General features: G+C 64.1%; 16 protein-coding genes. 3 read left to right on the top strand and 13 right to left on the bottom strand.

Annotated features, from left to right (window positions below; translation table 11 throughout):
- Positions 1–75: 75 nt before the first annotated feature.
- From glpK to glpD, 8 genes are all read right to left on the bottom strand, one after another.
- Complete coding sequence (glpK, locus tag RBA40_RS06645) at positions 76–1,560, bottom strand: glycerol kinase GlpK (RefSeq protein WP_306646942.1); 1,485 nt, start codon at positions 1,558–1,560, stop codon at positions 76–78.
- A gap of 138 nt (positions 1,561–1,698) precedes the next feature.
- Positions 1,699–3,423: an ABC transporter substrate-binding protein gene (locus RBA40_RS06640; protein ID WP_306624810.1), complete on the bottom strand. Its 1,725-nt coding sequence runs from the start codon at positions 3,421–3,423 to the stop codon at positions 1,699–1,701.
- Between the two features lie 61 nt (positions 3,424–3,484).
- Positions 3,485–3,760 carry a DUF2160 domain-containing protein gene (locus tag RBA40_RS06635; RefSeq protein ID WP_306647142.1) on the bottom strand — a complete coding sequence of 92 codons (276 nt, stop codon included), beginning with the start codon at positions 3,758–3,760 and terminating at the stop codon, positions 3,485–3,487.
- 10 nt (positions 3,761–3,770) lie between these two features.
- Entirely contained in the window at positions 3,771–4,571 is an 801-nt protein-coding gene (locus RBA40_RS06630; RefSeq protein ID WP_054265957.1) for a carbohydrate ABC transporter permease, read from the bottom strand.
- The gene (locus RBA40_RS06625; RefSeq protein ID WP_099873932.1) at positions 4,568–5,437 is read right to left on the bottom strand and encodes a carbohydrate ABC transporter permease; all 870 of its coding nucleotides are present in this window, start codon (positions 5,435–5,437) and stop codon (positions 4,568–4,570) included. The genes RBA40_RS06630 and RBA40_RS06625 overlap by 4 nt, the downstream gene beginning before the upstream one ends.
- Position 5,438: 1 nt before the next feature.
- Positions 5,439–6,521: an ABC transporter ATP-binding protein gene (locus RBA40_RS06620; RefSeq protein WP_306646940.1), complete on the bottom strand. Its 1,083-nt coding sequence runs from the start codon at positions 6,519–6,521 to the stop codon at positions 5,439–5,441.
- A gap of 2 nt (positions 6,522–6,523) precedes the next feature.
- Entirely contained in the window at positions 6,524–7,624 is a 1,101-nt protein-coding gene (locus RBA40_RS06615) for an ABC transporter ATP-binding protein (RefSeq protein WP_099882014.1), read from the bottom strand.
- Positions 7,625–7,684: 60 nt separating this feature from the next.
- The gene (gene glpD, locus RBA40_RS06610) at positions 7,685–9,211 is read right to left on the bottom strand and encodes a glycerol-3-phosphate dehydrogenase (RefSeq protein WP_306646938.1); all 1,527 of its coding nucleotides are present in this window, start codon (positions 9,209–9,211) and stop codon (positions 7,685–7,687) included.
- A gap of 146 nt (positions 9,212–9,357) precedes the next feature.
- Here glpD and RBA40_RS06605 point away from each other — a divergent pair, with 146 nt between their 5' ends.
- Together RBA40_RS06605 and RBA40_RS06600 are read left to right on the top strand one after the other, a co-directional pair.
- Entirely contained in the window at positions 9,358–10,119 is a 762-nt protein-coding gene (locus RBA40_RS06605; protein WP_099873929.1) for a DeoR/GlpR family DNA-binding transcription regulator, read from the top strand.
- Positions 10,120–10,202: 83 nt separating this feature from the next.
- Positions 10,203–11,267, top strand: a complete 1,065-nt coding sequence (locus tag RBA40_RS06600) for a hypothetical protein (RefSeq protein ID WP_306646936.1) — start codon at positions 10,203–10,205, stop codon at positions 11,265–11,267.
- Positions 11,268–11,335: 68 nt separating this feature from the next.
- On the opposite strand, the gene RBA40_RS06595 is transcribed toward RBA40_RS06600, so the two are convergent.
- The 5 genes from RBA40_RS06595 to RBA40_RS06575 form a co-directional block, all read right to left on the bottom strand.
- A complete protein-coding gene (locus RBA40_RS06595) occupies positions 11,336–11,752 on the bottom strand; it encodes a gamma-butyrobetaine hydroxylase family protein (RefSeq protein WP_206091491.1) in 417 nt (138 codons plus the stop codon).
- Positions 11,749–12,183: an HIT family protein gene (locus tag RBA40_RS06590; RefSeq protein WP_306646934.1), complete on the bottom strand. Its 435-nt coding sequence runs from the start codon at positions 12,181–12,183 to the stop codon at positions 11,749–11,751. The genes RBA40_RS06595 and RBA40_RS06590 overlap by 4 nt, the downstream gene beginning before the upstream one ends.
- Positions 12,180–16,208: a DUF3683 domain-containing protein gene (locus RBA40_RS06585; protein ID WP_306646933.1), complete on the bottom strand. Its 4,029-nt coding sequence runs from the start codon at positions 16,206–16,208 to the stop codon at positions 12,180–12,182. The genes RBA40_RS06590 and RBA40_RS06585 overlap by 4 nt, the downstream gene beginning before the upstream one ends.
- Positions 16,209–16,439: 231 nt before the next feature.
- Positions 16,440–17,219, bottom strand: coding sequence for a LytR/AlgR family response regulator transcription factor (locus RBA40_RS06580; RefSeq protein WP_306646931.1), 780 nt, complete (start codon positions 17,217–17,219; stop codon positions 16,440–16,442).
- On the bottom strand, positions 17,216–18,406 hold the full coding sequence (locus RBA40_RS06575) for a sensor histidine kinase (RefSeq protein WP_306646929.1): 1,191 nt from the start codon (positions 18,404–18,406) through the stop codon (positions 17,216–17,218). Before RBA40_RS06575 ends, RBA40_RS06580 begins: the two co-directional genes overlap by 4 nt.
- Positions 18,407–18,492: 86 nt before the next feature.
- Between RBA40_RS06575 and RBA40_RS06570 the strand changes: the two genes are divergently transcribed.
- Complete coding sequence (locus tag RBA40_RS06570) at positions 18,493–20,631, top strand: TonB-dependent receptor plug domain-containing protein (RefSeq protein ID WP_306646928.1); 2,139 nt, start codon at positions 18,493–18,495, stop codon at positions 20,629–20,631.
- Positions 20,632–20,634 lie beyond the last annotated feature (3 nt).

The following is a 20,634-nucleotide window of genomic DNA, read 5'->3' as shown; positions in this document are numbered from 1 at the left end:
ACAAGCGACCCACGGCGGCGGCACGCTACGCGACGCGCGAGGCGGCCGCGAGCGGCGCGAGCGGCTCCAGACGCCCTACTGGCTCCAGGCGCGCGAGCGCTCCACCGCGCGGCGCCATTCGCCCATCCGTTGTACCCGCTCGTCCATCGCCATGGCGGGCTCGAAGCGCCGTTCCATCTGCCACTGGGCGGCGATTTCTTCCTGCGAGGCCCAGAAGCCCACCGCCAGCCCGGCCAGGAATGCCGCGCCCAGGGCCGTGGTTTCGGTCACCACCGGCCGCACGACCGGCACGCCGAGAATATCGGCCTGGAACTGCATCAGCAGGTTGTTGCGGGCGCAGCCGCCATCGACCCGCAACTGGGTCAGCGGCATGGCGGCGTCGGCCTGCATGGCGTCGAGCACGTCGGCGCTTTGCAGGGCGATACTCTCGAGCGTGGCACGCGCGATGTGGGATTTGTTGGTGCCGCGCGTCATGCCGACCATGGTGCCGCGCGCGTAGGCATCCCAGTGCGGCGCGCCCAGGCCGGCAAAGGCGGGCACGAACAGCACGCCGCCATTGTCGGGAACGGCGAGCGCGAGCTCTTCGACCTCGGCCGCGCTCTTGATGATGCCGAGGCCGTCGCGCAGCCACTGGATGGCGGCGCCGGCCATGAAGACGCTGCCTTCAAGCAGGTAATCGGTGCCTTTTGGCAGGGTCCAGCCGATCGTGCTGATCAGCTTGTTCTGGGAAATCGTGGCCGTTTGGCCGGTGTGCATCAGCATGAAGCAGCCGGTGCCGTAGGTATTCTTGGCCATCCCGGGGCTGTGGCACGCCTGGCCGAAGGTGGCGGCTTGCTGGTCGCCGGCGATACCGGCAATCGGCAGGGCCACGCCGAACAGGTGGGCGTCGGTGTGGGCGGCCACGCCGCTGCTGGCGACCACCTCCGGCAGCAGTGCGGCGGGAATGTCGAGCAGGGCCAGCAGCTCATCGTCCCAGCGCGCGGTGTGGATGTTGAACATCAGGGTGCGGGCGGCATTGCTTGGATCGGTCAGGTGCTTGCCGCTCATTTTGAAGATGAGCCAGCTGTCGACGGTGCCGAAGGCCAGCTCGCCGCGCTCGGCGCGAGCGCGCGCGCCAGGGACGTTGTCGAGCAGCCATTTGAGTTTGGGGCCTGAAAAATAGGCGTCGAGAACCAGGCCGGTTTTTTGCTGGAACAGGTCTTCGTGGCCGTCGGCACGCAGCTCTTCGCAGCAGGGTGTGCTGCGGCGGTCCTGCCAGACGATGGCGGGGGCGACCGGTTCGCCGGTGGCGCGGTCCCACAGCACGGTCGTTTCGCGCTGGTTGGCGATGCCGATGGCGGCGATGTCGGTGGCCGCTACGTTGTTGGTGCGCAGGACCTCGTCGATGACGGCGCGCTGCGATTGCCAGATTTCATTGGCGTCGTGTTCGACCCAGCCGGGCTGGGGGAAGAACTGGCGGAATTCCTGCTGCGCCGCGCCGTGAATGTGACCGGCGCGGTCGAACAGGATCGCGCGCGAACTGGTGGTGCCCTGGTCGATGGCGAGAATGAATTTGGTCATGCTGGGGTCGCTAGTATTTGAGCCGTCATCCCCGCGCAGGCGGGGACCCATAGCACGTCTGAGCATAGGTGTTATGGATCCCCGCCTGCGCGGGGACGACGGCGTAGGCGGAATCAACGGTGAAATCCAAGCACGAGTTTAGCGCGCCCGTCCTTCCTTCCACGCCTTGAGCAAGACGTCATACGCAATCGTCTCCCCCTTCGGCTTCTCGTTGGCCAGCTTCTTCCACGGCGCGGCCTTGTCGGTCAAATACGTGGCCGGATCGACCTTGGGATTCAACTTCGGCGGGCAGTTCTGCATGCCGGCCCGCTGCAAGCGCGCCATGACCGCATCCATTTCCTCGGCCAGGTTATCCATCGCCGCCTGTGGGGTCTTCTCGCCGCTCACCGCCGTGGCCACGTTCTTCCACCACAGCTGCGCCATCTTCGGATAATCGGCCACGTTGTTGCCGGTCGGGCTCCACGCCACCCGCGCCGGGCTGCGGTAAAACTCGATCAAGCCGCCGTATTTATCCGCGTTCTTGGTGAAGTAATCGTGCTTGATATCCGACTCGCGAATAAAGGTCAGGCCCGTGATCGACTTCTTGAGCGACACCGTCTTGGACGTGACGAACTGCGCGTACAGCCAGGCCGCCGCGCGCCGGTCCGGCGGTGTCGACTTGAAGAAAGTCCACGCGCCGACGTCCTGGTAGCCGTTCTGCATGCCCTCTTTCCAGTACGGGCCGTGCGGCGACGGCGCCATGCGCCATTTCGGCTTGCCATCCGCCTGCACCACCGGCAGGCCCGGTTTCATCATCGACGCGGTGAACGCCGTGTACCAGAAAATCTGCTGCGCCACTTCGCCCTGCGCCGGCACCGGACCGGATTCCGAGAACGTCATGCCACCCGCCTGCGGCGGCGCGTACTTCTTCATCCAGTCGACATACTTGGTCAGCGCGAACACCGACGCTGGCGAATTGGTCGCCCCGCCGCGCGCAACCGCCGCGCCTACCGGCGTGCACTTGTCGGCAGCCACGCGGATGCCCCACTCGTCGACCGGCAGGCCGTTCGGAATACCCTTGTCGGCGGCACCGGCCATCGACAGCCACGCATCGGTGAAACGCCAGCCGAGCGATGGATCCTTCTTGCCGTAATCCATATGGCCGAACACCTTCTTGCCGTCGATGTTCTTCACATCGTTGGTAAAGAACTCGGCGATGTCTTCATACGCCGACCAGTTCTGCGGCACGCCCAGCTCATAGCCGTACTTGGCCTTGAACTTGTCCTTGAGGTCCTTGCGCGCGAACCAGTCGGCACGGAACCAGTACAGATTGGCGAACTGCTGGTCGGGCAGCTGGTACAGCTTGCCGTCCGGCGCGGTGGTGAAGCTGGCGCCGATAAAGTCCTTCAGGTCCAGGCCCGGATTGGTAAAGGCCTTGCCCTCGCCGGCCATGTAGTCCGACAGCGGTATGATCGCGCCGTAGCGGTAGTGCGTGCCGATCAGGTCCGAATCCGACACCCAGCCGTCGTAGATGCTTTTCCCGGACTGCATGGACGTTTGCAGCTTCTCGACCACGTCGCCTTCCTGGATGATGTCGTGCTTGACCTTGATGCCGGTGATCTCCTCGAAGGCCTTGGCCAGCACCTTCGATTCGTAGACGTGGGTATCGATGGTTTCGGAGACCACGCTGATTTCCTTGATGCCCTTGGCCTTGAGTTTGGCGGCGGCGTCGATGAACCACTTCATTTCATCGAGCTGCTGCTGTTTCGACAGCGTGGACGGCTGGAATTCCTGGCCAATCCATTTTTCGGCATCCTTGGTCTCGGCCCAAGCGCTTGCCGTGGCCAGCAATGCAGCCGCCATCAATGTCATTTTCAATTTCATGTCTCCGCCTTTTTTTATGTACATCGTTAAGAAAGTACCCCACCATGCGCCGGTGCCCGGTTCAACCCCAGCGCATCACAATCAACAGCACCACAAATCCGATCGCCGCACCGATCCCCTGATGCAGCTCGCTCAGGCCCGCCCACGCGAGGTTAACATATGCCGCGCTGAGCAGGCCAATAAACAGGCGGTCGCCGCGCGTGGTCGACATCGGCAAAAAGCCGCGCCGCTCGATCGACGGCGAACGGATCTGCCAGATCGTCATCCCGGCCAGCATCAGGCCGATGCAGGTAAAGAAAATGGCCACTGGCGCGGTCCACGCCATCCATGCAAACAGGTTTTCCATGTCACACCCTCCCCATCGCAAAGCCCTTGGCAATATGATTGCGCACGAACCAGATGACCAGCGCCCCCGGCACGATGGTCAGCACGCCCGCCGCGGCCAGCACGCCCCAGTCCATGCCGCCGGCCGACACCGTTCGCGTCATGATCGCGGTGATCGGCTTGGCGTCGACCGAGGTCAGTGTCCGCGCCAGCAGCAGTTCGACCCAGCTGAACATGAAGCAGAAGAAGGCGGTCACGCCCACGCCCGATTTGATCAGCGGCAGGAAGATCTTGAAGAAGAAGCGCGGAAAGCTGTAGCCGTCGATGTACGCCGTCTCGTCGATCTCCTTGGGGATGCCGGACATGAAGCCTTCCAGGATCCACACCGCCAGCGGCACGTTGAACAGCATGTGCACCAGCGCCACGGCCAGGTGGGTATCCATCAGGCCAACCGTCGAATACAGCTGGAAGAACGGCAGCAGGAACACGGCCGGTGGCGTCATGCGGTTGGTCAGCAGCCAGAAAAACAGGTGCTTGTCGCCGATGAAGGAATAGCGCGAGAACGCATACGCGGCCGGCAGCGCCACCGATACCGACATCACCATGTTCATCATCACATAGATCATCGAGTTGATGTAGCCGCTGTACCACGACGGATCGGTGAAGATGGTGCGGTAGTTCGCCAGCGTGAACTCGCGCGGGAAGAGCGTGAGCGCGCCGGTGATTTCTTCATTCGTCTTGAACGACATGTTCAACATCCAGTAGATCGGCAGCATCGCCAGTACCAGATAGAACACCAGCAGCGGTGAGGACAGGCGCTTCATTTGGACTCTCCCGTACCGAGGCGTTGCATCCAGCTATACAGCACGAAGCAGAACAGCAGGATGATGAGGAAATAGATCAGCGAAAAAGCAGCAGCCGGGCCGAGGTCGAACTGGCCCACGGCTTTCTGCGTCAGGTACTGCGACAGGAACGTGGTGGCGTTGCCAGGCCCACCGCCGGTCAGCACGAACGGCTCGGTGTAGATCATGAAACTGTCCATGAAGCGCAGCAGCACGCCGATCATCAGCACGTTGCGCATCTTCGGCAGCTCGATGTAGCGGAACACCGCAAAGCGCGAGGCGCCGTCAATGCGCGCCGCCTGGTAGTAGGCGTCGGGAATCGAGCGCAGGCCGGCGTACGCCAGCAGCACCACCAGCGGCGTCCAGTGCCACACATCCATCACCAGCACGGTGACCCAGGCGTCGACCACGCTGCCGGTGTAGTTGTAGCTGATGCCCATGCGGTTGATGGTATTGCCCATCAGGCCGATGTCGTCGCGGCCGAAGATCTGCCAGATGGTGCCGACCACGTTCCAGGGAATGAGCAGCGGCAGCGCGATCAGCACCAGCGCAAGCGAGGCGCGCCAGCCACTGGCCGGCATGGTCAGCGCGATCAGGATGCCGAGCGGGAGCTGGATCAGCAGCACAGCCATCGAAAAGCCCAGCTGGCGCACCAGCGCGCCATGCAGTTCGCTGTCTCGCATGATCATCTTGAACCATTCGGTGCCCACAAAAACGCTGTTGGTGGGGCTGAGAATATCCTGGACCGAGTAGTTCACGATCGTCATCAGCGGCAGCACGGCCGAAAAGGCCACGCAGATGATCACCGGGAGAATCAGCAGCCAGGCGCGGTTGTTATAGGTTTTCATGTCAGGCCACCCGCTTGTCGTTGACGTAGTAAAGAGTGCGCTCGGGCGGAAAGCGCAGCCACACTGCCTGCCCGGCGCGCGCCGGAGCGCTGCGCAGCTTGGCGGTGACGGTATGCGCACCTACCGTAAATTCGGCCATGAAGTGCGTGCCCATATTACGCACGCTGGCCACCGTGGCGGCCACGGTGTCGGCGCCCTGCGCGGGGGCGCACTCAACGAACTCCGGACGGATGCCGATGGTGATGCTGGCGCTGCCTGCCAGCGCGGCTTGCGCCGCTGGCGGCAGCGCGATACCGTCCGCGCCAGGGTAAACGCGGCCGTCGCGCACCGGGCAGGCCAGCAGGTTCATGCCGGGGTTGCCGATGAAGTAGCCCACGAAGGTGTGCGCCGGTTCCTCGAACAGCTCCTGCGCGCTGCCGGTCTGCACCACTTCGCCCTGGGTCATCACGACCACCTTGTCGGCGAAGGTCAGCGCTTCGACCTGGTCGTGGGTGACGTAGATCAGCGAGAGTTTGAGTTCGTGATGGATTTCCTTGAGCTTGCGGCGCAGCAGCCACTTGAGGTGCGGGTCGATCACGGTCAGCGGTTCGTCGAACAGCACCGCCGCCACGTCCGGCCGCACCAGGCCCCGGCCCAGCGAGATCTTTTGCTTGGCGTCGACCGCCAGGCCGCTGGCACGGTGTTTCAAGTCGCTTGACAGTTCCAGCATGGCGGCGATATGTTCGACCCGCTTGCGTACCTCGGCTTCTTTCCAGCCACGGTTACGCAGCGGGAAAGCGAGATTGTCGAACACCGTCATGGTGTCGTAGATGACCGGGAACTGGAACACCTGCGCGATATTGCGCGCTTCCGGCGGCAGGTCGGTAACGTCCTTGCCGTCGAAAATCACGCGTCCGTGCGAGGGGCGCACCAGGCCCGAGATAATGTTCAGCAGCGTGGTCTTGCCGCAGCCGGAAGGGCCGAGCAGCGCATAGGCGCCGCCGTCGTCCCAGGTGAGGTTCATCGGGCGCAGGGCGTAGTCCTCGGGCCGCTGCGGGTTCGGTTTGTAGGCATGCGCCAGGTCGGGTAGTTCGATGCGGGCCATGCTTACACTCCGTCTTGAGTCTGCGGCGGCGCGAACAGCAAGGCGCCGCCGGGTGCGAACATGAACAATTCGTCCGGACGCAGGTACACGGTGCACGGCACGCCGAGGTCGAGGTTATGTACGCCGGTCAGCTGCGCCACCAGCCCGATCGGACCGCGCTGCAAGTGGACATAGGTTTCCGACCCGCTGATTTCGGCCAGTTCGACCTGGGCGGCGAGCGGAAAATCGTCGGCATGCAGGGGCGCCAGGCGCAGGCTGTGGGCACGCAGGCCCAGCACCACCTCGCCATGCTGGGCAGCCTGGCGGCGCTGCGCGTCGTTCAGGGGAATCGCCAGATCGGGCGCCACGCGAGCCATGCCATCGGCGCCGACCGTGGCCGGGATCAGGTTGATCGGCGGGTCGCTGAAGGTGCGCGCGCTCTGCACCGAATTGGGCGCGTTGAAGACGTCGAGCGTCGGTCCATGCTGCAGCAGGCGCCCTTCGTGCAGCAGCACCGTGTGGCCACCCAGCTGCAATGCTTCGAGCGGCTCGGTGGTGGCGTAGACGACGGTCGTCTTCCCTTCCGCGAACAGGGCGGCCAGCTCCTTGCGCAGTTCTTCGCGCAGCTTGTAGTCGAGGTTCACCAGCGGCTCGTCGAGCAGCAGCAGGGCCGACTCCTTGATCAGCGCGCGCGCCAGCGCGGTGCGCTGCTGCTGGCCGCCGGACAGCTGCGCCGGCAACTTGTTCAGGTGGGCCGAAATATGCAGGCGTTCGGCCATGCGTTCCACGCGCGTACGAATCTCGGCCTCGGGCACGCGCTTGATGCGCAGCGGCGAAGCGATGTTGTCGAACACCGTGAACGACGGATAATTGATGAACTGCTGGTACACCATCGCCAGGTCGCGCTGGCGTACCGGCAGGCCTGTCACATCCTTGCCGCCGGCGATCACCTTGCCGTGCGTGGGCCGGTCAAGACCCGCCATGACCCGCATCAGCGACGTCTTGCCGGCCTGCGTGGTGCCCAGCAGGACGTTGATGGTACCGGGTACCAGTTCGAGCGACATCGGGTACAGGTGATCCTGCGCCCCGTACTTCGTGCTCACGTTTTCCAATGCCAGCTGCATCATGTCTCCTGTTTTTTCCTGTCTTACACTACTGCACCCCTGTGGCGGGATTTGCTTTTTCTACTTGCGAAATTCTGTGATCCAGGCATCGACTGCAATGCCTGCATCGGCTGGCAAGTGCAGGCCCAGTTTGGAACGGCGCCACAGCATGTCGGTCGCGGTGGTGGCCCATTCATGATCGATCCAGTAAGCCGCTTCGGCTTCGTACAGGCCGGGTACGATCTCGGCGCCCATAGCGGCGATGCTGGTGCGCTGCTCGATGATCAGGTGGATGCGGGTGCCGTAAGCGCGCGCATAGCGTGCCACCAGCGCGGCCGGCAGCCACGCGTACTGCTTCTGCAGATTCGCGACAAAACCGTCGAATTCGAGCACGCTGCGGTTGTCCGGCAGCGGGCCGTGCACGTCGCCGCCGGGCAGGCAGGCGTTGACCGTCCAGGCGCCGTGCGTGTTCCCCAGCACCGGCGCGACCAGGTCGACGGCTTGCTCGGCCAGTTTGCGGAAGGTGGTGATCTTGCCGCCAAAAATGGACAGCATCGGCGCGCCCTGCGTATCGAGCTCGAAGGTGTAGTCGCGCGTGACGTCGGAGGCGTCGCTGGACTCGTCGTCGAGCAAGGGACGCACGCCGGAATAGCTCCACACCACGTCGGCCGGCGTGATCGGCTTGGTGAAGTAGCGGCTCGACAGCGCGCACAGGTAGTCGATTTCGGCCTGGTCGATTTCGACCTTGCCGGCGTCGCCGTGGTATTCGAGGTCGGTGGTGCCGATCAGGGTGAAGTCATGCTCGTACGGAATGGCGAACACCACGCGCCCATCCGGATGCTGGAAAATATAAGCGTAGGGATGCTCGAACAGGCGCCGTACCACGATATGGCTGCCTTTGATCAGGCGCACCGATTTGTCGGCCGGACCCGGGTTGGTCCCCTGCAGGAAGCGCGACGCCCATGGCCCCGCGGCGTTGACGATGCAGCGCGCGCTCACGTCGATGGCTTGTCCGTCGGCGCGGCGCAGGCGCGCTTCCCAGCGCTCGCCCTCGCGCCGCGCCGATTCGCAGGCGGTACGCGTGAACACGCACGCACCCTTGGCGGCGGCGTCGATTGCGTTGAGTACCACCAGGCGCGCATCGTCGACCCAGCCGTCGGAATACACGAAGCCGCGCGTAAAGGTCGATTTGAGCGGCGCGCCGGCCGCATGGCGGCGCAGGTCGATGCCTTCGGAGCCCGGCAGCAGCTCGCGCCGCGCCAGGTGATCGTACAAAAACAGGCCGGCGCGGATCATCCAGGCCGGACGCTGGCCCTTGTCGACCGGGGTGACGAAGCGCATCGGCCACATGATGTGGGGAGCGGCGCGCAGCAGCACTTCACGCTCGATCAGCGCCTTGCGCACCAGGCCGAATTCGTACTGTTCCAGATAACGCAGGCCGCCGTGAATCAGCTTGGTGGCCGCCGACGAGGTGTGCGAGGCCAGATCGTCCTTTTCGCACAGGACCACGGACATGCCGCGCCCCGCCGCGTCACGCGCGATGCCGGCGCCATTGACGCCGCCGCCGACCACTAATAAATCACACGCGATACTGCCCGCCTTGTCCATGCCACTCTCGCTTCAAAAGGGGAATCTGGGTACACTACAAAGATGAACAATAAGACAAAAACGAAAAAAATGAAACAAAAATTTATCTGTTTGTTTTCGTTTTATTTCGTTTGTGATAAATTTGGCGCTTTAACAGGAGCCCCACGATGACGCTCAACCCACGCCAGCGGCGCATTCTCGACGCAGTGCGCCAGCAGGTAACGGTGTCGCTGGAGGCACTGGCGCAGCAGCTTGAAGTGACACCGCAAACCGTGCGGCGCGACGTCAAGCTGATGGAAGAAGCGGGCCTGCTGGCGCGCTACCACGGCGGCGTGGGCCTGCCCTCCTCGGTCCAGAACATCGACTACAGCGACCGCCAGGTGCTCAACGTGGACGCCAAGCGCCGCATCGCCAGCGCGGTGGCGGCGCAGGTGCCGTCGCACTGTTCGCTGTTGATCAATATCGGCACCACCACCGAAGAAGTGGCGCGCGCGCTGGTGCACCACCAGGGACTGCATGTGGTGACCAACAACCTCAATGTGGCGACCATCCTGTGCGACAGCCCCGGGTGCGAAGTGATCCTGGCCGGCGGCGTGGTGCGCGGGCGCGACCGCGGCATCGTGGGCGAAACCACCATCGATTTCATCCGCCAGTTCAAGGTCGATATCGGCATCATCGGCATTTCGAGCATCGAGCCCGATGGCACCCTGCGCGACTTCGATCCGCGCGAAGTCAAGGTGGCGCAGGCGATCATCGAGCAATCGCGCGCGGTGTGGCTGGTGGCCGATCACGACAAGTTCGGGCGCCAGGCGCTGATGCGCATGGCCCACGCCTCGCAGATCGACGTGCTGTTCACCGACGCCAAACCGCCCGAAGCGCTGGCCAGGGTGCTGCGCGAGGCCAAGGTGAATGTTGTAATTGCGCAATAACTAGCTTCAACGCTGGGCTGCGGGCGGTTTTTGGGGGATGATTGGTGTTACCCTAAGCCCCCCTATTTTGTTAGCGAATGAGCATGTCGACTTTTCTGATGATCCTTGCCGTGATCGCGATCGTGGCCGGCGCCGTGGCAGCCGGCTTCTATTACCATCAGCGCAATCAATTCAGCAGGTTGGCGGGCGATTTCAAGCTGTACGCACCCTACCTGGTCGAGCAAACCGCGCGCGTACGCCTGCGCGTGCAGCCGCTGGGACGTGAATATATCGGCGAGGAAGACGCCGATGCCTACGCCGAAATGAAAAAACTGTGGTCGGGGATGACCAATCACCGCATGAAACTGCTCGGCACCTTCGCGTCCGACGAAGACCAGCGCGTGTACATCATCGGCCAGCACCCGGACAACAAGATCGTCGGCCTGGTGGGCCTGCAGCGCGGCATGCGTCCGTTCGTCGAATTCATCAAATTATCATCCAGCGGCACCGTGGGGGTGCTGAGCGGCGCTCCTGGCGCGCGCGCGCTGCGCCTTCCCACGCTGACGGTGGAACCCAATAATAAGGCGTCATGGCGTTCGGCGGTCGCGGCGTTTGCCTCCACGCCGGAAGGGCGCGCGCTCGACGTGAACAACCTGATCGTACTGTTTGAACGAGTGCATGCGGCGCGCATGGACCATCAGCTGGCCGCCGCCCCGACCCTGCCCCAGATCAAATCGCACGCGGCCGCTCAGGGGGCCGCCGACAGTTTGCACGGACAACAGCTCGAACATGCGCTGGAAATGAACCACGTCGCCTGGACCGAAGCCGTGCAGGTAGCGCTGCTCGATAACACCAAGCGCAAGCTCAAACTGGCGGTTGAAACCTGGGCGCGGCTGGAGCCGCAGCTGATCGTCATCCACGCGGGCATGAATGTGGATGACGTCCTCGCCAAGCTGGCGGAGTATCCGGCGGTCGATGCGCTGGGCGTGCAGCTCAAGGCGCAGGAACTGGGGCCGCTGGAAATTTTCGACCAGATGAATGAGCGCCTGGCGACTGCCGACCGGCGCCGCCTGGTGCTCAAACTGAATTCGCCAGTGGCCGCTGCGATTTACGCGCGCGCCGGTGCGATGCAGTCGGCCGGCGTGTCGCCGCAGGCGCTGGCGGCGTAAGTACGCGCTCACTTGCTCGCGCAGAAACCGCGACGATCACCTGCAAGGCTGCGGAGCCAGGCAGTAAATCAGTGCTTGTGACCGCAGCCCTTGGCCGCTGTCGGCACGCCCGGCAGCTCGGCGCCAGGCTCGCGGCCTGCGTCACCCTCGAAACCGGCGGCGTGCAGGCGCGCCATGTAGTCGGCCCACAAGGCAGCTTGCTCGCTACCGAGCTTGTACAGGTAATCCCACGAAAACAGACCGGTGTTGTGGCCGTCCGAGAAGGTCGGCTGCACCGCATAGTTACCCACCGGTTCGAGCGCCGTGACGCCGACATCGCGCTTGCCCAGCTGGAGCACTTCCTGCCCCTGGCCGTGGCCGCGCACTTCGGCCGACGGCGAATACACGCGCAGCAGCTCGAACGGAATCGAAAAGCTGCTGCCGTCGTCGAAGGCGATATCGAGCACGCGTGATTTCTGGTGGACGGTCAGTGCGGTCGGGTTCATGCTGATTTTTCCATGCGGCGCGCAATGTCGGCCGCCAGTTTCGGCAGCAGCGCGCGGCGCTCCGCCAGAATCGATTCTTCAGTCGTGCGCACCGCCACCGTCCACACGGGATTCGGGAAGTGCGCATCGTCGGCGTAGCGCGCAATGACGTGCCAGTGCAGGTGCGGCGTCATGTTGCCCAGGCTGGCGACGTTGATCTTATCGGGCTTCATCACATCGCGCAGCGCCAGTTCCACATGCCACACCGCGTCGGTGAGGAGCAGGCGGTCGGATGGGGCCAGGTCGGTCATTTCCTTGACGTGATCGTTCCAGATGACCCGGCAAAAGCCCGGATAGGCGGCGTCGTCGACCAGGATGACCGACAGCCTGTCGTTGCGCCAGATCGGCTCGACCGCCAGTTCGCACAGTTCACAGCTTTTACCAACACTCATACCAGCACCCTTTCGATGCCGCCGCTGTTGGCACGGGCCACGTATTCGGGCAGCCAGTTTTCACCCAGCTTGTGGCGCGCGATTTCGACAACGATGTAGTCGGCGGTGGTGCCGGCATCGTCGTTGTAGCGCGACAGGCCTTGCAGGCACGATGGGCAGCTGGTCAGGATCTTGACGTCGCCGCTGAAGCCATCGGCGCGCAGCTTGTCGGCGCCCTTCTCCATTTCGCCTTCCTTGCGGAAGCGCACCTGCGTGGCGATGTCGGGACGCGACACGCCGAAGGTACCGGACTCGCCGCAGCAGCGGTCGTTCTTTTCGATCTTCACGTTGTCCACCGTCGACACCAGCGCATTGACAGTCTTGACCGAATCCTGCAGCTTCATCGGATTGTGGCAAGGCTCGTGGTACATATAGCGCGTACCGCTGACGCCTTCGAGCTTGACGTCTTTTTCAAGCAGGTACTCGTGGATGTCCATGATGCGGCATCCCGGGAAGATCTTGTCGAACTCGTAGGTCGCCAGCTGGTCGTAGCAGGTACCGCACGACACCAGCACGGTCTTGATGTCCAGATAATTGAGCGTGTTGGCCATGCGGTGGAACAGCACGCGGTTATCGGTCATCATCTTGTCGGCCTTGTCGTACTGGCCGGCGCCGCGCTGCGGATAGCCGCAGCACAGGTAACCCGGCGGCAGCACGGTTTGCACGCCGACTTCCCACAGCATCGCCTGGGTGGCCAGGCCAACCTGGGAGAACAATCGCTCCGATCCGCAGCCCGGGAAGTAGAACACGGCTTCGGTATCGGCCGTGGTCACCTTCGGATTGCGGATGATCGGGATGATCTTGTCATCTTCGATATCGAGCAGCGCACGCGCGGTCTTCTTGGGCAGATTGCCCGGCATTTTCTTGTTGATGAAGTGGATCACCTGCTCGCGCACCGGCGCCTTGCCGGTCGTGGGCAGCGGCGCGCGGGTCTGCTTCTTGGCGAATTTTTTCAGCACATTGTGGCCGAAGCGCTGCGCCTTGAAGCCCCAGCCGGCCATGACCTGGCGCGTGGCGTTGATGGTCACCGGGTCGGTCGCGTTCAGGAAGAACATCGCCGCCGCGTTGGCAGGCCTGAACGTCTTCTTGTCCATCTTGCGCAGCAGGTTACGCATGTTCATCGACACGTCGCCGAAGTCGATGTTGACCGGGCATGGCGTGACGCACTTGTGGCACACGGTGCAGTGGTCGGCCACGTCCTCGAATTCTTCCCAGTGCTTGATCGAGACGCCGCGGCGGGTCTGCTCTTCGTACAGGAACGCTTCGATCAGCGAGGACGTCGCCAGGATCTTGTCGCGCGGCGAATACAGCAGGTTCGCGCGCGGCACGTGGGTGGTGCACACCGGTTTGCATTTACCGCAGCGCAGGCAGTCCTTGATGCTGTTGGCGATCTCGCCGATATCGCTTTGCTGCATGATCAGCGATTCGTGGCCCATCAGGCCGAACGACGGCGTGTAGGCGTTGCGCAGGTCGGCGCCGAACTCGGGCAGGTTGAGCAGCTTGCCCTTGTTGAAGCGCCCTTCCGGATCGATGCGCAGCTTGTAGTCGCGGAATTCGCCGATTTCCTCTTCGGTCAAAAATTCGAGCTTGGTGATGCCGATGCCATGCTCGCCCGAGATCACGCCGTCGAGCGAACGCGCCAGCTTCATGATGCGGCCCACGGCTTCGTGCGCATCCTGCAGCATGGCGTAGTCGTCGGAATTGACCGGCAGGTTGGTGTGCACATTGCCGTCGCCGGCGTGCATGTGCAGCGCCACGAACACGCGCGAACGCAGCACCTTCTGGTGGATCGCGGTCGATTCGTCGAGAATCAGTTTGTAGGCGGCGCCGTTGAAGATCTGGCGCAGTTGCGCGCGAATCTCCTGCTTCCACGAGACGCGCACGGTGCGGTCCTGGACCACGTCGAACAGGGTGGCGTCGGGCTGCTGCGCAAGGCGCTCGTCGAACACGACGTCGAGGCGGGCCAATCCGATTGCGCGCAAGGCATCGCGCGCGCCGGCCAGCGGCTGGTCGAGCTGGGCCAGCAGCCAGGTCCAGCGCGCGTGCACGGCGCCGAGCAGTTCGGTCGCTTGCTGCACGCGGTCGCCCAGCATTTCTTCGTCGCCGATCGATTCGCCGGAGGCGTCGTCGCTCTTACCGACCGGCAGATTGCCGGCGGCGAAAAACGCGCGCAGTTCGTCGGTCAGCTGCAGCTTGTTCTTGATCGACAGCTCGATGTTGATGCGCTCGATGCCGTCGGTGTATTCGCCCATGCGGCCCAGCGGAATGACCACGTCTTCGTTGATCTTGAAGGCGTTGGTGTGGCGCGCGATTGCCGCGGTGCGGGCGCGGTCGAGCCAGAATTTCTTGCGCGCTTCCGGGCTGACGGCCACGAAGCCTTCGCCCACGCGGGTGTTCGCGATGCGCACCACTTCCGAGGCGGCTTGCGCCACGGCGTTCTCGTCGTCGCCGACGATATCGCCGAACAGCGCCATCTTTGGCAGCACCCCGCGTTTCGATTTGGTGGCATAGCCGACCGCGCGCAGGTAGCGCTCATCGAGGTGTTCCAGACCGGCCAGGCGAATGGTCGCAAACGCCGGGCCGCCCTTGGCCGGCAGGCCGTCGAGGTAATCCTTGATTTCGACGATCGATGGAATCGCATCGCGCGCCTGGCCGAAGAATTCGAGGCAGACGGTGCGCGCGTACTTCGGCATCTTGTGCAAAATCCAGCGCGCCGACGTGATCAGCCCATCGCAGCCTTCTTTCTGGATGCCCGGCAGTCCGGACAGGAATTTGTCGGTGACGTCCTTGCCCAGGCCTTCCTTGCGGAAGCGCCGGCCTTCGATGACCAGCATTTCGGTCTTGAACGGCGCGTCTTTCGCTTCACCGCGCGCATTCGGGTGGGTCCATTCGAGCTTGAACTTGGCCACCGGCGCGTCGTGGATCTTCGACAGATTGTGTTCGATGCGCGTCACTTCCAGCCAGTCGCCGTTCGGGTCGACCATCTTCCACGACGCCAGGTTGTCGAGCGCGGTGCCCCACAACACGGCCTTCTTGCCGCCGGCGTTCATGGCGACATTGCCGCCGATGCAGGAGGCTTCGGCCGATGTAGGGTCGACCGCGAACACGAAGCCGGCCTTTTCGGCGGCGTCGGAAACGCGCTTGGTGACCACGCCGGCGCCCGAATGAATGGTCGCGTATTCGTGGTCCACGCCGGGCAGCATGGTCATTTCGACCTCGCCCAGGGTGATCAGTTTTTCCGTGTTGATGACGGCCGACATGGGCGTAAGCGGAATGGCGCCGCCGGTATAGCCGGTTCCTCCGCCACGCGGAATGATGGTCAGTCCGAGTTCGATGCAGCCTTTGACCAGGCCCGCCATCTCGTCTTCGGTGTCGGGCGTAAGCACCACGAACGGATACTCGACGCGCCAGTCGGTGGCGTCGGTCACGTGGGCGACGCGCTTCATGCCGTCGAAGCAGATATTGTGCTTTTCGGTGTAGCGGCCCAGCACCTTGGTGGTGCGCTTGCGCAGGTCCCAGGTCTGGCGGAATTCGTTGCCGAAGTCTTCGACGGCCTTGGATGCTGCCTTGAGCAGCTTTTCCACGTTGGCGCTGCGCGCGCGCGCGACTTCGCCGGTCGGGTCGTCGCCCTCAAGCGCGTCGACGCTGGTGCGGCGTTTGTCCACTTCGGCCAGGCGGTGATGCAACGCGTCGATCAGTTCCTGGCGCCGTTTCGGGTTGTCCAGCATGTCGTCCTGCAAATACGGATTGCGCCGCACCACCCAGATATCGCCCAGCACCTCGTACAGCATGCGCGCCGAGCGCCCGGTCTGACGCGAACCGCGCAATTCGTCGAGCAGCTCCCAGGACGATTCGCCCAGCAGACGGATCACGATTTCGCGGTCCGAAAACGAGGTGTAGTTATATGGGATTTCGCGCAGGCGGGTCGCGGCGTGACCGTTTGGCGTTTCGGCCAGAAGTGCTTGGATTTGTGCGGGGGCGTTCATGTATTGGTGGACTATGTGGACTGACCCTAAGGGAGTTCATTCTAGCGTATTGCGCTGCACAACGCAGGAACAGCCTTCGCTTTTACAAGGGCGACAGGGTGAAAGCGCACAAACAAATCGATGGTAATTTGAGAAAATGACAATAGTTTTGGAATTTAATGCCACTTGCCGCCGATCAAAGTTCAGCCGAAATCGAACTTTTTGGAATGAAATACTGAATCATCGACCGCGTCAGCACTCGCGCATCGCCGCGCGCACAGCGTCGACATAGCGTTCGCTGACGGCGACGTGGGCGCCCGAGCGCAGGGTCAGGCGCCAGGCGCCATCACCCACCACCGCCAGGTTCGCTGCCTGGCTGGTGCGCACCACGGCGCCGCGGTGCACGCGCAGGAAGCGGGCCGGATCGAGATGGGCCAGCAGGCGGCTGAGCGGCAGCCGGTGCATCACGCTGCGCGTGGCCAGATGCAGGCTGACGTAATTACCGCAGGTTTCGATCCAGTCGACGTCGGCCAGCCGGATGCATTCGATGCGGCCGACCGAGCGCACGCTCACCTGCTGCCAGTACCGGTCCGGCATGCCGGGAGGCTCGTCGCTGGCCTCGACCCAGGCGCGCAGGGCAGCGCCGTAGGCGGGGCGCTGGCGCAGTTCCAGCATCGATTCGGCACGCGCCAGGGCAGTGGCAAGGCGCGCATCGTGCACGGGTTTGAGCAGGTAGTCGAGGGCGTGCACCTCGAACGCGTCGAGCGCAAAGGCGTTGTGCGCGGTGACGAAAATGACCAGCGGCGGGTTGGCCAGGCCGGCCAGCGCGCGCGCCAGCATCAGTCCGGAGCCGCCCGGCATCTGGATATCGAGCAATACCACGTCGACGTCCCGCGTTGCGATGAACGCCTGGGCCGCGGCCACGCTGGGGCACTCGCCGGCCACCTGCCAGCGCGGGTGATCGGCCAGGGCGTAGCGCAGGTTGACACGGCCCGGTTCCTCGTCGTCGACGATCAGCGCGCGCACCATCATTTGTCCGGCGCGTGCAGCGGCATGCTGATATCGACCACGAAGCGGCCGTCTTTCAGGCCCATTTGCAGCGAGGCGCTGTTGCCGTAGGCCAGTTGAAGGCGTGCGCGGGTATGGCGCAGACCCAGCCCGAGGCCGGGATTGGCCGAGCGGGCCTCGCCGGCGGGGTTCGATACGTGGATCGTCAAGCGATCCGCAGTCGCGGCAAAGGCGACCCGGATATCGCTCGGGCAGTCGTGGCAGTCCAGGTCATGGCGCAGCGCGTTTTCGATCAGCGGCTGCAGCAGCAGCGGCGGCATGTCGCCGGCCAGCACCGCCTCGCTGTCGCCTTCGACGCTGACCTGCAGGCGCGCGCCGTAGCGCAGGCGCTGCAAGGCCAGGTAGTCGTCGAGGAACTGGCGCTCTTCGCGCACGCCGGCGTGATCGCGCGCGCTCGCTTCCAGGGCGTAGCGCAACAGGGCGCTCAGGTGGTTGATGCCGTCCAGCGCCACGCGCTTGTCGTCCGAGCGCACCAGTGCGCTGATGGCGTTCAGGGCGTTGAAGAGGAAGTGCGGTTCCAGCTGGCCGCGCAGCGCCAGCAAGCGTTGCTGCTCCAGTTCCAGGCGCAGGTTCAGATTGTCGCTCTGAGAGCGTATCCAGGCCTGTTCGCGCCGGCGCCCTTCACGCCAGCTGCACGCGGCCACCACGGCCACGAACGTAAACGTCACCCACACCAGCGCCATGAATTGCCAGAATCGCGAGCGCGCCAGCGCGGCGTCGACAACCGGCGCAAGTCCGGACAGCGTACCCTCGTCATACAGTTTGAGCATGCCCGCATTGAGCAGGTCGAGCGGCGTGAACACGGCCGCGACCAGCAGGTAGGCGGCAAGGATGCGCGGCACGCTGCCTAGCGCCGCCGGGCGGGCGGTGAAAAAGGCGTAACAGCCAAAGCTCATCGCCATCAGCAGCAGGTGCTCGCGCCACCAGAGCCAGAACATATGCGCGTAGGAGCGGCTGAAGCCGCCGCGTTGCAGCTCGTCGCTATAGTTGCCAACGGCGCCGATCGCACACAATACAGTCCAGATCAACACGATCGTCAGGAGGGCCTTGGGCAGGCTGCTTGGTCGGGGCGGATTTTGTGCAGTGATCATCGATGCAAAGTATACCAGCGCAACCACGCCATTTTTCTGCCATGCTGCGGCCTTCGTCATCCAGTTCCGGCGACTCGTCACATTCCGGTTCTGCGCGGCCGGGCGAGCGGACACAATCGGCGTCCCTGTCCACCACTTGATCGTTCATGAAATCCTCTCTCGTCTTTTCCGCGCAGGCGCTCGCCCTGCTGTCTTCCTTTAACCATGCCGCCCACGCGCAGGACGCCACCGGCACGATCCAGCGGGTCGAGGTGAGCGGCGCCGCCAGCGCCAACGTGCGGCGCGACGACACCGCCGCGCGCATCGTGGTCGGACGCGACGAAATTATTCAATATGGCGACACGTCCCTCTCGGCGGTGCTCAAGCGCCAGAGCGGCGTGTCGCTGACCGGCGGCGAGATCCGCATGCGCGGGCTGGGCGCGGGGTACACCCAGTTGCTGGTTAACGGCGATCCGGTGGCGGCCGGTTTTTCAATCGACAGCATCGCCCCGGCGATGATTGAACGGATCGATATTTTGCGCACCGCCACGGCGGAACTGGGTTCGCAGGCCATCGCCGGGACCATCAATGTGTTTCTCAAGAAGGGCAACGCGCGCAAACAGCGCGACGTCAAGCTCGGTGCGGGCCTGCTGGCGGGACGCGGCGACCCGTCGGCGTCGCTGCAATGGGGTGAGCGCGCCGGCGACCTGGCGTATTCGCTGGCGGCTGAAATGACGCGCACGACCACCGACAACCGCTACATGACGCTTGAAACGGTCGATGACGCAAACGTCGACGATGCGCCGCTGGCGCGGCGCGAACTGCGCGAATGGGCATCGTTTCGCAACACGCGCCTGAACCTGACCCCGCGTGTGAACTGGACCCTGCCCGACGGCGGCAGCCTGGTTTGGCAGACCTTCATTGACGTTGCGCGCAATGCCAACAACGGCAATGCGGTCGAAACCACCGTCTCGGGTGCGAGCACAGAGTATCCGATCAGCGATTACCGCACCAGGTCCGATACGGTGTCGGCGCGCAGCGACATCAGCCTGGCGCGCCAGATCGGCGCCGACGGCAAGCTCACGGTCAAGGCCGGGCTCAATCACAACAAGCGCGAAACGGACTATCTGTTCAGGGGCGCTGGCAATACGCGTACGCTCGCGCGCAAGGTGCTCTCGGACGCGGTCGACAACAGCGCCGTCGTGAGCGGCAAATACCTGGCGCCGGTCATGCCCGGCCACAGCATGGGCATCGGCTGGGAAGGCGGGCGCACCCAGCGCACCGAATCGCGGCGCCAGAACGACAGCACCGCCGCCGGCCGGTTCCTGTCGCAGCTCGACGAAGACTATCGCGCGGTGGTCGGCCGCCTGGCGGTATTCGCGCAAGACGAGTGGGCCGTGTCGCCACGCCTGCAGGCGTACCTCGGGCTGCGCTGGGAAGGGCTGCACACGTCGACAGAAGGGCGCGCACTGGAGGAAGTGAGCAGCAAGTCGTCGGTGCTCAGCCCCATCACACAGTTACTGTGGAAGCTGGAGGGCAAGGACCAGCTGCGCTTTTCGCTCTCGCGCACTTACAAGGCGCCGGCGGTGCGCAACCTGGTGCCGCGCCGCTACACGGTCAACAACGCCAACGGCCCGACCAATCCTGACGTGCGCGGCAACCCGGCGCTCAAGCCCGAGCTGGCGTGGGGTATCGACACGGCCTACGAGTCGTACTTCGGAAAGAACGGGGTGGCCAGCGTGTCGGCCTACGCGCGCCGGATCGACGCGGTGACGGTGCAAACCCTGTACCAGGAGGATGGCGCCTGGATTTCGACGCCGTTCAACAACGGCAAGGCGAAGGTGGCAGGCCTTGAATTCGACGCCCGCTTCCCGCTGCGCAGCGTGCTGCCGTCGGCGCCGGACATGGACCTGCGCGCCAACGCCGCGCGCAACTGGTCGCGGCTGGACGCGGTGCCGGCGCCGGACAACCGCCTGGGCGACCAGGCGCGCGTCACAGCCAATTTCGGCATCGATGCGCGCATCGGGGCGCAGTACACGCTGGGGATGAACCTGAATCTGCAATATGGCGGGGCGACGCAAATGAGCCGCTACCTGCGCAGCGATACGGGGCCGGTGCGCGTGCTCGATGTGGTTGGGGTGTGGAAGGCCGGGGCGAGCACGCAGCTGCGTTTGTCGGTGGCGAATGCGCTTCACCGCGACCGCAGGAGCGGCAGCGCGTATGCCGATGCTGACGGCAGCAACACGCGCGCGGGGCGCGCATCGACGGCGGCGGTGGTGCGGGTGGTGCTGGAGACGAGCCTTTGAGCG

The sequence above is a fragment of the Massilia pseudoviolaceinigra genome (assembly GCF_030846505.1).
GTDB lineage: Bacteria > Pseudomonadota > Gammaproteobacteria > Burkholderiales > Burkholderiaceae_D > Telluria_A > Telluria_A violaceinigra.
This window is presented reverse-complemented; position numbering and strand designations above follow the sequence as displayed.

Bases quoted from the DNA above. Each gene is read 5' to 3' on its own strand.
- glpK (WP_306646942.1), bottom strand. From the start codon at position 1,560: ATGACCAAATTCATTCTCGCCATCGACCAGGGCACCACCAGTTCGCGC.
- RBA40_RS06640 (WP_306624810.1), bottom strand. From the start codon at position 3,423: ATGAAATTGAAAATGACATTGATGGCGGCTGCATTGCTGGCCACGGCA.
- RBA40_RS06630 (WP_054265957.1), bottom strand. From the start codon at position 4,571: ATGAAGCGCCTGTCCTCACCGCTGCTGGTGTTCTATCTGGTACTGGCG.
- RBA40_RS06625 (WP_099873932.1), bottom strand. From the start codon at position 5,437: ATGAAAACCTATAACAACCGCGCCTGGCTGCTGATTCTCCCGGTGATC.
- RBA40_RS06620 (WP_306646940.1), bottom strand. From the start codon at position 6,521: ATGGCCCGCATCGAACTACCCGACCTGGCGCATGCCTACAAACCGAAC.
- RBA40_RS06615 (WP_099882014.1), bottom strand. From the start codon at position 7,624: ATGCAGCTGGCATTGGAAAACGTGAGCACGAAGTACGGGGCGCAGGAT.
- glpD (WP_306646938.1), bottom strand. From the start codon at position 9,211: ATGGACAAGGCGGGCAGTATCGCGTGTGATTTATTAGTGGTCGGCGGC.
- RBA40_RS06605 (WP_099873929.1), top strand. From the start codon at position 9,358: ATGACGCTCAACCCACGCCAGCGGCGCATTCTCGACGCAGTGCGCCAG.
- RBA40_RS06600 (WP_306646936.1), top strand. From the start codon at position 10,203: ATGTCGACTTTTCTGATGATCCTTGCCGTGATCGCGATCGTGGCCGGC.
- RBA40_RS06595 (WP_206091491.1), bottom strand. From the start codon at position 11,752: ATGAACCCGACCGCACTGACCGTCCACCAGAAATCACGCGTGCTCGAT.
- RBA40_RS06590 (WP_306646934.1), bottom strand. From the start codon at position 12,183: ATGAGTGTTGGTAAAAGCTGTGAACTGTGCGAACTGGCGGTCGAGCCG.
- RBA40_RS06585 (WP_306646933.1), bottom strand. From the start codon at position 16,208: ATGAACGCCCCCGCACAAATCCAAGCACTTCTGGCCGAAACGCCAAAC.
- RBA40_RS06580 (WP_306646931.1), bottom strand. From the start codon at position 17,219: ATGATGGTGCGCGCGCTGATCGTCGACGACGAGGAACCGGGCCGTGTC.
- RBA40_RS06575 (WP_306646929.1), bottom strand. From the start codon at position 18,406: ATGACGAAGGCCGCAGCATGGCAGAAAAATGGCGTGGTTGCGCTGGTA.
- RBA40_RS06570 (WP_306646928.1), top strand. From the start codon at position 18,493: ATGAAATCCTCTCTCGTCTTTTCCGCGCAGGCGCTCGCCCTGCTGTCT.